The organism is Clavibacter davisi (genome assembly GCF_052751415.1).
In genome coordinates this window covers 2,414,033-2,426,633 of record NZ_CP199882.1, presented here as the reverse complement: position 1 = coordinate 2,426,633, position 12,601 = coordinate 2,414,033, and the positions used below count along the sequence as shown (strand labels likewise).

Here is a 12,601-nt window from a genome sequence, read left to right as displayed (position 1 = left end):
CCCGGATCCGAGAGGCCCCGCAGCCGGGCCGGTAGCGTGATCGCATGCACTTCGAGCACCGCTACGCCCTGTCCCTCGAGTGGACGGGCGACCGCGGATCCGGCACGTCCGACCCCCGCTCCTACGGCCGCGACCACGTGGTGCGCATCGACGGCAAGCCCGACCTCCTGGGATCCGCCGACCGTCCGTTCCGCGGCGACGCCGCCCGCTGGAACCCCGAGGACGCCCTCCTCTCCGCGCTCGCGCAGTGCCACCTGCTCAGCTACCTGCAGGCGGCCACCGCGGCCGGGGTCGTCGTCGTCGGGTACACGGACGAGCCCACGGGCACGATGCGCCAGACCGCGGACGGGGGCGGCCACTTCGTCGAGGTCACGCTGCGGCCCGTCGTCACCGTGCGGGACCCCGCCCAGGTCGAGCTGGCGACCTCCCTGCACCGGGGCGCATCGGAGCGCTGCTTCATCGCGGCGAGCGTCGCCTTCCCCGTGCATCACGAGCCGCGCACGGTGGTCGCACCCGTCTGACCCGTCTGACCCGTCGGATCCCGGTGCTCGCCTGTCGTCCCTGTCAGGCGCCGCCCGGCCGCATCGGGCAGACTGTCCGCGTCCCTCCCACAAACCTGGCGCGTCCGGCGCGCCGATGAAAGCGACTCCCGTGAAGCGACGCATCCCCCTCACCCTGGCCGCGGCCGCCGTCCTGGCCCTGTCCGCCTGCTCCGGCAGCGGCGCGCCCTCGGCCGATCCGTCCGCCAGCCCCACGGCGGGCGCGCGCACGGCCGGCGCCTCGTGCATCGACACGCAGTCGGGCGACGCGTCGAAGTCCGTGAAGGTGTCGGGCGACTTCGGGTCCGCCCCCGAGGTCACGGTCGACGGGCCGCTCAAGGTCGACACGACCGAGCGCACGGTCGTCACGCAGGGCGACGGCGCCGAGGTCGGCGCCGGCTCCACCGCGAACATCGCGCTCGCCGGCTACAACGGCACGACGGGAGCCGCGCTCCCGCAGCTCGCGTACAACGGCGACGCGCCGCTGCCCGCGAACCTCGACGACAGCGCCCTCGTCCCCGGCGTGGTCCGTGCGGTCGAGTGCACCAAGGTCGGATCCCGCATCGTCGCCGTGGTCCCGGCCGCCGACGGCTTCGCCGCCGAGCAGGCCTCGCAGCTGGGCCTCGGCGCCGACGACCCGATCGTCATCGTGGTCGACGTCCTGAGCCAGGTCCCGACGCGCGCCGACGGCGCCGACCAGCCCGCGCCCGAGGGCTTCCCCACGGTCGTGCTCGGCGACGACGGCGCCCCCACCATCACGATCCCCGACGCCGCGCCGCCGACGGAGACGAAGATCGCGAACCTGAAGGTGGGCACGGGCGAGACGGTCACCGACGGCGCGAACGTCACGGTGCAGTACACGGGCATCAACTGGACCACCAAGAAGGTCTTCGACTCCAGCTGGGACAAGGGCGGCAAGCCCGTCTCGTTCCAGACGAGCGGCGTCATCCCCGGCTTCACCAAGGCGCTGGTCGGCCAGAAGGTGGGCTCGCAGGTCATCGCGATCATCCCGCCGGCCGACGGCTACGGCGACAAGGGCCAGGGCGACGACATCGGCGGCACCGACACCATCGTGTTCGTCGTCGACATCCTCGGCACGCAGGCCGCCCCCGCGGGCCAGTAGGGGTCGTCGTCGTGCGCCGCGTCATCATCCTCGGATCCACGGGCTCGATCGGCGTGCAGGCCCTCGAGGTCGTCGCGCGCCACCCGGAGCTCTTCGAGGTGGTCGGGCTCGGCGCCGGCAGCAAGCGCGAGGCGCTCGCGGAGCAGGCGCGCGTCGCGGGCGTCGAGCACACGGCGCTCGGAGCGGACGAGGCCGAGCAGCTCATCCGGTCGGTCGACGCCGACGTGGTGCTGAACGGCATCACCGGATCCGTGGGGCTCGGCCCGACGCTCGCCGCGCTGGAGGAGGGCCGCACGCTCGCGCTCGCCAACAAGGAGTCGCTCATCGTCGGCGGCGAGCTGGTGCGGTCCATCGCCCGGCCGGGCCAGCTCGTCCCCGTCGACAGCGAGCACTCCGCCATCGCCCAGGCGCTGCGCGGCGGCACGGCCGAGGAGGTGCGGCGTCTCGTCGTCACCGCGTCGGGCGGCCCGTTCCGCGGCCGCACGCGCGCGGAGCTCGCGGATGTCACCCCGCGCGAGGCCCTCGCGCACCCCACCTGGGACATGGGCCTCGTCATCACCACCAACTCCTCGACCCTCGTCAACAAGGGCCTCGAGGTCATCGAGGCGCATCTCCTGTTCGACGTGCCCTACGACCGCATTGACGTGGTGGTGCACCCGCAGTCGCTCGTGCACTCCATGGTCGAGTTCATCGACGGCTCCACGCTCGCGCAGGCCTCCCCGCCCGACATGCGGCTCCCCATCGCGCTGGGCCTCAACTGGCCGCACCGCATGACCGACGTGGGCGTCCCCATCGACTGGACCCGCGCCGCCACCTGGACCTTCGAGCCCCTCGACGACGAGGCGTTCCCCGCCGTGCCCCTCGCGAAGGAGGTCGGCCGGGCCGGATCCACGTACCCCGCGGTCTACAACGCGGCCAACGAGCAGGCCGTCCACGCGTTCCACGCCGGTCGCGCGGGCTTCCTCGACATCGTCGACACCATCCGCCGCGTCGTCGACGCCCACGAGCCGGCGTCCGACGCGCTCACGCGCGAGTCGCTCGCCGAGGCCGAGCGCTGGGCGCGCGCCGAGGCCGACCGCGTGCTGGGGGTCTGACCGGGCGCTTCGCCGTCGAGCCGGCCGCCCCGCGTCCGCTGACCTCCCCGGACGGCACGTCGTCCGCCCTGCGCAGGTCCGATGCCCGCCGTCACTGGTGACGCCGCGGCGCCTGGGACGTGCCGCCGCGGGGCGGGGCTGCGTGGGTCGGCGGTCGGCCTCCGCGGCTGAGTCGTCGACCGCCGCGGCTCACCCGCCGACCGCTACGGCTCAGCCGTCGTTCGAGCCGCCGTTGCCGCCGCCGCCAGTGCCGCCGCTGCCGGTGTTCGAGCCGCCGTTCCCGGTGCCGTTCCCGGTGCCGGACCCGCCGTTGCCGGACCCGCCGCCGTTGCCGGATCCACCGTTCCCGCCGCCGTTGCCGCCGCCGTTCCCGCCGCCCGGCGAGGGGCTGGGCGACGGCGCGGGCGGGGTCGTGGCGGTCGGGCTGGGCGTGGGCGACGGGCTCGGAGCGAGCGGGGGCGTCGCGGACGGCGAGGGCGACGGGCTCGAAGACGGCGTCGGCGTCGGCGTCGACTTCGCCGCCTCCTGCGCGGCCACGAGCTGGGCGCGCACGGCGTCGATGCGGGCGACGACCTCGTCGTGCCGTGCCTGGTCGACGGTCCCGGCCGCGAGGTCCGCCTCGACGGCCGCGCGCAGCTCCTCGAGCTGGGCGAGCGCCTTCGCGTAGTCGCCGTCCGCGGACGACTGCGTGACCGCGAGGGTGCGCTGCTGGAGGTCGTCGAGCGCGCGGCCCTCGGGGGTCGACGATCCGGCGCAGCCCGCGAGGAGGAGGACGGCGGTCGTCACGGTGGCGAGTCCCACCGCGGCGCGACGCCGCCGGGTGCGGGCGGATGCCGGGGCGCGGGTGACCTCGGGACGGATGCCCTCGGGGCAGGTGCCCTCGGGTCGGGCGGATGTGCGGATCACGGGGCGTCCTCCACGCTCTTCTGCAGCTCCTCGAGGCTGGCGCCGAGGGGGCCGGGGACGGACGGGTACGAGGTGTCGCGGTCCTGGAACGACGTGATGGTGACCACGCCGACCACGGCGGCCGCCGCGATGAGCACCGAGACGACCGCGATGCTGATGGCCCGTGTGCCGCGGCGCTTCGCGGGGTCGCGGTCGGCTGCCCGGAGGCCGGTCCCGGTCGGGTCGACGCGGTCGGCGGGCGGGGGAGCGAACCGCTCGGTGCGCGCGTCCGCATCCGCGGACGCCCCGAACCGCTCCGTGCGCGCATCGGCGCCCGCCTGCGTCGCGCCGGCACCGAGGCCGGCCGCGGCGGCCGCGGCGCCGGGCATCACCCGCGTCGACGTCGCGGTCGGGTCGTCCACGGCGGACGCGGGCGCCCGTCCGGTCCGCAGCTCCGCCGCGACCTCGCGCGCGGTGGGCCGGGTGGCCGGATCGCGCCGGGTCATGCGGCCGATGAGGTCGACCCACGACGGCCCGAGCCGCGCGGGGATCTCCGGGTCGCGCACGACGCGCGCCATGGTCGACTCGGCGGCCGTCCCCGGGAAGGTGCGGCGGCCGGTGAGGCACTCGAGGAGCACCAGGCCGAGCGCGTAGACGTCCGTCGCGGCACCCACCTCCTGGCCGAGCGCCTGCTCGGGGCTCAGGTAGCTGACGGTGCCGACGATGGACCCGGTGGAGGTGAGGCGCGTGCCGTCCACGAGGCGCGCGATGCCGAAGTCGGTGAGCTTGGCGGCGGCCGGCTCGTCGGGGGCCTCGGGTCGGGCGAGCAGCACGTTGGCGGGCTTCACGTCCCGGTGCACGACCCCGCGGCGGTGGATGTAGCCCAGGGCGTCGGCGAGGATCCCGCCGATGCGCGCGACCTCGGGGCCGGGCAGCGGCCCCTCCTTCATGCGGTCGGCGAGCGTGGTGCCGTCGACGATCTCCATCACGATGAACGCGAGCGCGCGGTCGCCGACCACGTCGTCGCCCACGTCGAAGAGCGTCACGAGGCCGGGGTGGCTGAGGCCCGCGAGCATCCGCACCTCGCCCTCCTGCCGCTCGACCTCGTTCGGGTCGGCGGAGTCGGTGGCGAAGACCTTGACGGCGACCTCGCGGCCGAGCGTCTCGTCGACGGCGCGGTGCACGGTGGCCATGCCGCCGCGGCCGAGCAGGCCGCTGATGCGGTAGCGACCGCCGAGCAGGGCTCCGGCGAGGCCGTCGGTCCGTTCTCCGGGCATGGGGCCACCTCTCGTCGCGCGGGCCCCCAGACTAGCCGGGGGCTCCCGTGAGAGAGCCTGCCGCGCCGACCCGGGCTGTGGGGGAGCGCCCCGCGCGGCGTCCGTCGGACGCGACCCCGTGGATCCGCATCGCCGCGGGCGTCCGCCCAGGATGCGGGAGGTAGCCTCTCCCACCATGGACGGCGTCTTCCTATACATCCTCGGGGTGCTCATCATCGTGGTCGGCGTCGCCGTGTCCATCGGCCTCCACGAGGTCGGGCACCTGCTGCCCGCCAAGCTCTTCGGCGTCCGCGTCACGCAGTACATGATCGGCTTCGGCCCCACGATCTTCAGCCGCCGCAAGGGCGAGACCGAGTACGGCGTCAAGGCCATCCCGCTCGGCGGCTACATCTCCATGATCGGCATGTTCCCGCCGCAGAGCTCGCGCGCCGGCACGAGCAGCACGGGGATCGCGCAGCTCGTCGGCTCCGACTCCCGCCGGGACGGCCAGGCGGAGCCCGGTGCCGACGGCGGATCCCCGCCCGCCGACGACCGCGCGGGCCGCGGCTTCTTCGACCTCCTCGTGCAGGACGCGCGCCAGGCCAGCGCCGAGAGCGTGGGCGACGAGGAGGACCGGGCCTTCTACAAGCTGCCCGTGCCGAAGCGCATGGTCATCATGCTGGGCGGCCCGGCGATGAACTTCCTCCTCGCGCTGGTGCTCTTCGCCGTGGTGCTGTGCGGCTTCGGCGTCACCCAGCCCACCACCACGGTCGGCCAGGTCAACGCGTGCATCGTCCCCGCCGGATCCGCCGCCTCGGCCGATCCCGCCACCTGCCCCGCCGGCGCCCCCGCCGCTCCCGGTGCGGCCGCCGGCCTCCAGCCGGGCGACACCATCGTCAGCATCGACGGCACGCCCGTCACCGCGTGGGACCAGGTCACGACCACCGTCCGCGCCTCCGCCGGCCGCGAGCTCGACGTCGTCGTCGACCGGGGCGGTGCGCAGCAGACCCTCGCCATCACGCCCGTCCTCTCCGAGCAGGCCGTCCCCGGATCCCGCGGCGCGCCCGAGGTCGACGAGCAGGGGAAGCCGGTCACGCAGCAGGTGGGCCTCATCGGCTTCACGCCCACGCAGGCAGTGCAGCGGCAGCCGCTGTCGGCCGCCTTCACCACCACGGGCGAGAACATGGCGGCCGTCGGCAACCTCATCCTCAACCTCCCGCAGCGCCTCGTCGACGTGGGCCGCGCGGCGTTCGGCGGCGGGGAGCGCGACCCCAACGGGCCGATGAGCGTCGTCGGCGTCGGACGCGTGGCCGGTGAGATCGCGAGCCTCGACGAGACGCCCGTCGCCTCGCGCGCCTCCGCCATGATCGGCCTGGTCGCCTCGCTCAACGTGGCGCTCGGCATGATCAACCTCCTGCCGCTCCTGCCGCTCGACGGGGGTCACGTGCTCGGCGCCGTCGTCGAGGGCGTGCGCCGGTTCCTCGCCAAGGCGTTCGGCCGGCGCGACCCGGGACCGGTCGACGTCGCGAAGCTCATGCCGCTGACCTTCGTGGTCGTGATCCTGTTCGGCGCCATGAGCGCGCTGCTGATCTTCGCCGACCTGGTGAACCCCGTACGCCTGACCTGAGCCGCGCGTCGGACGGCGTCCCCGGCCGCGCGCGCCCCCGCCGCACTCCACGTGCAGGAATCGGACGTAGGCTCTTCCCCGTGCCAGCAGTCAATCTCGGAATGCCGAAGGTCCCTGAGGTCCTCGCGCCCCGTCGCAAGACCCGTCAGATCAGCGTCGGCAAGGTGAAGGTGGGCGGGAACGCCCAGGTCAGCGTCCAGTCGATGACGACCACGCAGACGACCAACATCAACGCCACGCTCCAGCAGATCGCCGAGCTCACGGCCACCGGGTGCGACATCGTGCGCGTCGCCGTGCCACACCAGGACGACGCGGACGTGCTGCACATCCTCGCGAAGAAGAGCCAGATCCCGATCATCGCGGACATCCACTTCCAGCCGCGCTACGTCTTCACGGCCATCGACGCCGGCGTCGGCGCCGTGCGCGTGAACCCCGGCAACATCCGCAAGTTCGACGACCAGGTCGGCGCCATCGCGAAGGCCGCCAAGGCCGCGGGCACGTCCATCCGCATCGGCGTCAACGCCGGATCCCTGCACCCGAGCCTGCTGCAGAAGTACGGCAAGGCCACGCCCGAGGCGCTCGTCGAGTCCGCCGTCTGGGAGGCGAGCCTCTTCGAGGAGCACGACTTCCACGACTTCAAGATCTCGGTCAAGCACAACGACCCGGTCATCATGGTCAAGGCCTACCGGCTCCTCGCCGAGCGCGGCGACTGGCCGCTCCACCTCGGCGTCACCGAGGCCGGCCCCGCCTTCCAGGGCACGATCAAGAGCGCGACCGCGTTCGGCATCCTGCTGTCCGAGGGCATCGGCGACACCATCCGCGTCTCCCTCTCCGCGCCCCCGGCCGAGGAGGTGAAGGTGGGCCTGCAGATCCTGCAGTCGCTCAACCTCCGCGAGCGCAAGCTCGAGATCGTCTCCTGCCCGAGCTGCGGCCGCGCGCAGGTCGACGTGTACTCGCTCGCCGAGCAGGTCACCGAGGGCCTCAAGCACGTCAACGTGCCGCTGCGCGTCGCGGTCATGGGCTGCGTCGTCAACGGTCCCGGCGAGGCCCGCGAGGCCGAGCTCGGCGTCGCGTCCGGCAACGGACGCGGGCAGATCTTCGTCAAGGGCGAGGTCATCAAGACCGTCCCCGAGGCGGAGATCGTGCAGACCCTCATCGAGGAGGCGAACCGCCTCGCCGCGGAGATGCCCGCCGGATCCATCGGCAGCCCCGAGATCCTCGTCTAGTCCCACCCGCCCCTTCCGCCCGCGAGGCGGCGGCGCGTCCGCGCGCGCCGCCTGCGCGTAGGCTCTGCTAGTCGTCCGCCCGGCGGACCGCCCACGAACTGAGGATGCTGTTGAACGGTAACGCCACTTTCCGGCATCGGAACACCTCCCTGCTGGGGCTCGCCAGCGTCCTCGCCCCGCACACGGTCACCTCGGTCGAGATCGACGAGCGCCTGAAGCCCGTGCTCTCCCGGCTCCGCCTCCCCACCGGCCTGCTGCAGCGCGTCGCCGGAGTGCTCGAGCGCCGCAACTGGGACGCGTCCATGTCGTTCGACGCGGCCGCCACCCAGGCCGGGCGCAAGGCGCTCGCGCAGGCGGGCGTCGAGCCGTCGCAGATCGGGCTCCTCATCAACACGTCCGTCACGCGCGCGCACCTCGAGCCGAGCGTCGCGGTCGGCATCCACCACGGGCTCGGCCTGCCGTCGTCGGCGCTCAACTTCGACATCGCCAACGCGTGCCTCGGGTTCGTCAACGCCATGACGCTCGCCGGGCACCTCATCGACTCCGGCCAGATCGACTACGCGATGATCGTCGACGGCGAGGACGCCGGCGAGATCCGCCACAACACGGTCGCCCGCCTGCTCCGTCCCGAGACGACGCGCGCCGACTTCCTCAGCGAGTTCCCGAGCCTCACGCTGGGCGCGGGCGCGGCGGCGGCAGTCCTCGGGCGGACGAGCGACCACCCCGAGGGGCACCGGATCCTCGGCGGCGTCACGCGCGCCGCCACCCAGCACCACGAGCTCTGCATCGGCGACGTCGACGGCATGTTCACCGACACGAAGGAGCTCCTCCGCGGCGGCATGGAGCTCGTCGTCGACGCGTGGAAGGAGGCGGCCGGGGACGACTGGCAGTGGTCGGACATGGACCGATACATCCTCCACCAGGTCTCCGACGTGCACACGAACGCGATCGTCAAGGCCGCGAAGCTCGACAGGTCGCGCGTGCCGCTCACGTACCCGCGGTACGGCAACGTCGGTCCCGCGAGCATCCCGATCACGCTCGCCGACCAGGCCGACAGCCTCAGCCGCGGCGACCGCGTGCTCTGCATGGGTGTGGGCTCCGGCCTCAACACGGCCATGACCGAGATCCTCTGGTAGCGGCGCCGTGACGCGCGAGGCCCGCGGCGACGCGGCGACCGTCCCTGTGCCCGGCGACGACGGGCAGCCGCTGCCGGGCCTCGACCCCTCCTGGTCGCGCGTCGTGGAGGCGGGCGGCCACGGCTGGCACCTGCTCGACACGGGGGCGCGGCTCGCGGCGACGGGCGCGCCGGTCGCCGGCACCGTCCTCTGCGTGCACGGCAACCCGACCTGGTCGTACCTCTGGCGGCGCATCGCGGCGGAGTCGCTCGCGCGCGCGGAGCGGGATCCGTCGGCACCGGCGTGGCGCGTCGTCGCCGTCGACCAGCTCGACATGGGCTTCTCCGAGCGCACGGGCGTCGCGCGCACGCTGCCGACGCGGCTCGACGACCTGCAGGCGCTGACCGACGAGCTGGGGCTCTCCGGATCCGGCGCGACCGGCCCCGTGGTCACGCTCGGTCACGACTGGGGCGGCGTCGTCAGCCTCGGCTGGGCGCTCCGCAACCGCGACGTGCTCGCCGGGGTCATGGCGCTCAACACGGCCGTGCACCAGGAAGAGGGCGTCCCGATCCCGTGGCCGCTGCGGCTGGCGCTCGCCACGGGGATCCACGACGCGGCTACGCGCGGCACACCGGGCTTCCTCGCCACCACGCTCGCGCTCGCGCACCCGCCGCTCGACCCGGCCGTGCGCCGGGCGTTCGCCGCACCGTACCGGGGCGCGGACCGCCGCGCCGGGATCCGCGGCTTCGTCGCCGACATCCCCGTCGGGCCCGCGCACCCGAGCCACGCGACGCTCACCGCCATCGCGGAGGGGCTGCGCGACCTCGACCTCCCGGCCCTGTTCGTGTGGGGCCCGCGCGACCCCATCTTCAGCGACGTCTACCTCTCCGACCTCCTCGAGCGCCTGCCGCACGCCGACGTGCACCGCGTGGAGGGCGCCGGCCACCTGATCGCGGAGGACCACGACTACGCCTCCGCCGCGCTCGACTGGCTGGCCGACCGGGTCGCCCCGGGGACGGCTCCCGCCGCGCCCGCGCCCGCGCCCCGCACGCCCGCGCCCGTCCGCCCGCTCGGCGCGCTGCTCGAGGAGCTGCGCGACAGCGACGACCCCGTGCTCGTGGAGATGGCGCCACGCGGCGGCACCGGTCCGCGCACCGTCTCCTGGCGGCTGCTCTCCCACCGGGTGCGCGAGATCGCGGCCGGTCTGCACGCGCGCGGCCTCCGCGCCGGCGACCGCGTCTCGCTCCTCGTGCCGCCCGGCGCCGACCTCACCGCCCTCCTCTACGCGTGCCTCCGCATCGGCGCCATCGTGGTGGTCGCCGACGCGGGCCTCGGCGTGAAGGGCCTCGGCCGCGCGGTCGCGGGATCCCGCCCGGACATGGTCGTCGGCATCCCCGCGGGCCTCGCCCTCGCGCGCGCCCTCGGCTGGCCGGGGGAGCGGATCTCGGTCACCACGCTCGCGCCGCCCGTCGCCCGCGCGCTCGGCGTCGCCGCGAGCCTGCCGGAGATCGCCCGCGACGGCCGGGCGCAGGTGCTCCCGCCCGAGCCCGCGGCCGACCACGACGCCGCGATCCTCTTCACCTCCGGATCCACGGGCCCGGCCAAGGGCGTCGTCTACACGCACCGCCAGCTCGCGTCCCTGCGGGACACGCTCGGCGGACGCTTCGACGTGGGCGTCGGCACCGGCCTGGTCGCGGGCTTCGCGCCGTTCGCGCTGCTCGGCCCCGCGCTCGGCGCCACGAGCGTCACGCCCGACATGGACGTGACCCGGCCGCGCGACCTCACCGCGTCCGCGTTGGCCGCCGCGGCCCGCGCCGCGGAAGCCACGGTCGTCTTCGCCTCGCCCGCCGCGCTCGCCAACGTCGTCGCCACGGCGGACGCGCTCACCGCCGACGACCGCGCCGCCCTCGGCCGGGTCCGGTCCCTGCTCTCGGCGGGCGCCCCGCTCTCGGAGGCGCTGCTCACGCGCGCCGCCGCGCTCGTCCCGGCCGCGGAGGTGCACACGCCGTACGGCATGACGGAGGGCCTGCTGCTCACCGACATCACGCTCGAGGGGATCCGCGACGCCGCCCGCCGCGGCGACGCCGGCGTCTGCGTGGGCACGCCCGTGGACCCGGTCGACATCCGCATCAGCCCGCTCGACGCCACGGGCGCCGCCACCGGCGCGCTCACGTCCGAGCCCGGCGTCACGGGCGAGATCGTGGCGCAGGCCCCGCATGTCCACGAGCGCTACGACCGGCTGCACGTCACCGACCGGGCCGCGCGGCGCGACTCGGCCGACGGGATCCGCCGCCACCGCACCGGCGACGTGGGCCACCTCGACGCCATGGGCGCGCTCTGGATCGAGGGGCGCCTCCCGCACGTCATCACGACCGCCGACGGCGTGCTCACGCCCGTCGGCCCCGAGCAGCGCGCCGAGTCCGCCGCCGGCGTCGGTCGCGCGGCCGCCGTGGGCGTCGGGCCCGCGGGCGTGCAGCAGCTCGTGCTCGTGGTGGAGACCGTGCCGGCCGCACGGCGCGTGGGCCTCGCGGACCCGGACCTCGCTGCCGCCGTGCGCGCCGCGGTCGGCGTCCCCGTGGCCGCGGTGATCGTCGTCCCGGTCCTGCCGACGGACGTCCGCCACAACTCCAAGGTCGACCGCGCGCGCCTCGGGCGCTGGGCCGCCGGGACCCTCTCGGGCGGCCGGGTGAGCGCGCCGTGACCGTCCTCGTCACGGGCGCGAGCGGCATGCTCGGCCGTGCCGTCGCCGAGCGGCTCGCCGCCGAGGGCCACGCGGTCCGCACGTTCCAGCGCCAGCCGTCGGGCCTCGCGGCGAGCGGCACGGAGCCGGTGCCGGGATCCGTCGTCGACCTCCGCGGCAGCGTCACGGATCCGGCGGCCGTCGCGCGCGCGGTCGCGGGCGTCGACGCCGTCGTCCACCTCGCGGCCAAGGTCTCGCTCGCCGGGGATCCGACCCACTTCCGCGCCGTCAACGTCGAGGGCACCCGCGGCCTCCTCCGGGCGGCCCGCGCCGCCGGGGTCGCGCGGTTCGTGCACGTCTCCTCGCCGTCGGTCGCGCACACGGGCCTCTCCATCACGGGCGACGGCGCCGGGCCCGCGGATCCCGTGCGCGCCCGCGGGGACTACGCCCGCACCAAGGCCGAGGGCGAGCTCATCGCCCTGGCCGAGGACGACCAGGCGATGCGCGTCCTCGCCGTCCGCCCGCATCTCGTCTGGGGCCCGGGCGACACCCAGCTCGTCGCGCGCATCGTCGACCGGGCCGCCCGTGGCCGCCTCCCGCTCCTCGGCCACGGGGCCGCCCTCGTCGACTCCGTGTACCGCGACAACGCCGCCGACGCGATCGTCGCCGCGCTCGCCGCCGCCGACACCGCGCACGGCCGCGCGTACGTGGTCACGAACGGCGAGCCGCGTCCGGTCGCCGAGCTCATCGCCGGGATGTGCCGGGCGGCGGGGGTGCCGGCACCCCGGATCCGCGTGCCCGCCGCCCTCGCGCGCGCCGCCGGGGGAGCGGTCGAGCGCGTCTGGGCCGTGCGTCCCGGATCCGACGAGCCGCCCATGACCCGCTTCCTCGCCGAGCAACTCTCCACCGCGCACTGGTTCGACCAGCGCGAGACCCGCCGGGCGCTCGCCTGGACCCCGGCCGTCTCCCTCGACGAGGGCTTCGAGCGCCTCCGCCTCTCCTACGCCGCGGCCGGATCCACCGGACGCTGACCGGCGCCGGCGTCCGCCCGCGGCG

General features: G+C 75.2%; 10 protein-coding genes. 8 read left to right on the top strand and 2 right to left on the bottom strand.

Annotated elements, in window-relative coordinates:
• Positions 1–44: 44 nt before the first annotated feature.
• The 3 genes from ACU4ZT_RS11465 (at position 45) to ACU4ZT_RS11455 (ending at position 2,756) form a co-directional block, all read left to right on the top strand.
• Complete coding sequence (locus ACU4ZT_RS11465; protein ID WP_063070688.1) at positions 45–521, top strand: OsmC family protein; 477 nt, start codon at positions 45–47, stop codon at positions 519–521.
• A 130-nt stretch (positions 522–651) separates the two neighbouring features.
• Positions 652–1,662 (top strand): FKBP-type peptidyl-prolyl cis-trans isomerase, encoded by a 1,011-nt coding sequence (locus ACU4ZT_RS11460; RefSeq protein WP_254654458.1) that lies wholly within the window; start codon positions 652–654, stop codon positions 1,660–1,662.
• 11 nt (positions 1,663–1,673) lie between these two features.
• On the top strand, positions 1,674–2,756 hold the full coding sequence (locus ACU4ZT_RS11455; RefSeq protein ID WP_445337208.1) for a 1-deoxy-D-xylulose-5-phosphate reductoisomerase: 1,083 nt from the start codon (positions 1,674–1,676) through the stop codon (positions 2,754–2,756).
• Between the two features lie 210 nt (positions 2,757–2,966).
• Here the strand turns inward: ACU4ZT_RS11455 and ACU4ZT_RS11450 are convergent, their stop codons facing one another.
• Positions 2,967–3,662: a hypothetical protein gene (locus ACU4ZT_RS11450; RefSeq protein WP_445337207.1), complete on the bottom strand. Its 696-nt coding sequence runs from the start codon at positions 3,660–3,662 to the stop codon at positions 2,967–2,969.
• Positions 3,659–4,918, bottom strand: coding sequence for a serine/threonine-protein kinase (locus ACU4ZT_RS11445; RefSeq protein WP_445337206.1), 1,260 nt, complete (start codon positions 4,916–4,918; stop codon positions 3,659–3,661). The genes ACU4ZT_RS11450 and ACU4ZT_RS11445 overlap by 4 nt, the downstream gene beginning before the upstream one ends.
• 151 nt (positions 4,919–5,069) lie before the next feature.
• Between ACU4ZT_RS11445 and ACU4ZT_RS11440 the strand changes: the two genes are divergently transcribed.
• The 5 genes from ACU4ZT_RS11440 (at position 5,070) to ACU4ZT_RS11420 (ending at position 12,576) form a co-directional block, all read left to right on the top strand.
• A complete protein-coding gene (locus ACU4ZT_RS11440) occupies positions 5,070–6,524 on the top strand; it encodes a M50 family metallopeptidase (RefSeq protein ID WP_445337205.1) in 1,455 nt (484 codons plus the stop codon).
• Between the two features lie 80 nt (positions 6,525–6,604).
• Positions 6,605–7,750 (top strand): flavodoxin-dependent (E)-4-hydroxy-3-methylbut-2-enyl-diphosphate synthase, encoded by a 1,146-nt coding sequence (ispG, locus tag ACU4ZT_RS11435; protein WP_172405931.1) that lies wholly within the window; start codon positions 6,605–6,607, stop codon positions 7,748–7,750.
• Between the two features lie 104 nt (positions 7,751–7,854).
• Positions 7,855–8,886: a 3-oxoacyl-ACP synthase III gene (locus ACU4ZT_RS11430; RefSeq protein WP_445337204.1), complete on the top strand. Its 1,032-nt coding sequence runs from the start codon at positions 7,855–7,857 to the stop codon at positions 8,884–8,886.
• A gap of 7 nt (positions 8,887–8,893) precedes the next feature.
• Positions 8,894–11,566 carry an alpha/beta fold hydrolase gene (locus ACU4ZT_RS11425; protein WP_445337203.1) on the top strand — a complete coding sequence of 891 codons (2,673 nt, stop codon included), beginning with the start codon at positions 8,894–8,896 and terminating at the stop codon, positions 11,564–11,566.
• Entirely contained in the window at positions 11,563–12,576 is a 1,014-nt protein-coding gene (locus ACU4ZT_RS11420; RefSeq protein WP_445337202.1) for an NAD-dependent epimerase/dehydratase family protein, read from the top strand. The genes ACU4ZT_RS11425 and ACU4ZT_RS11420 overlap by 4 nt, the downstream gene beginning before the upstream one ends.
• The last annotated feature ends 25 nt before the right edge of the window (positions 12,577–12,601 follow it).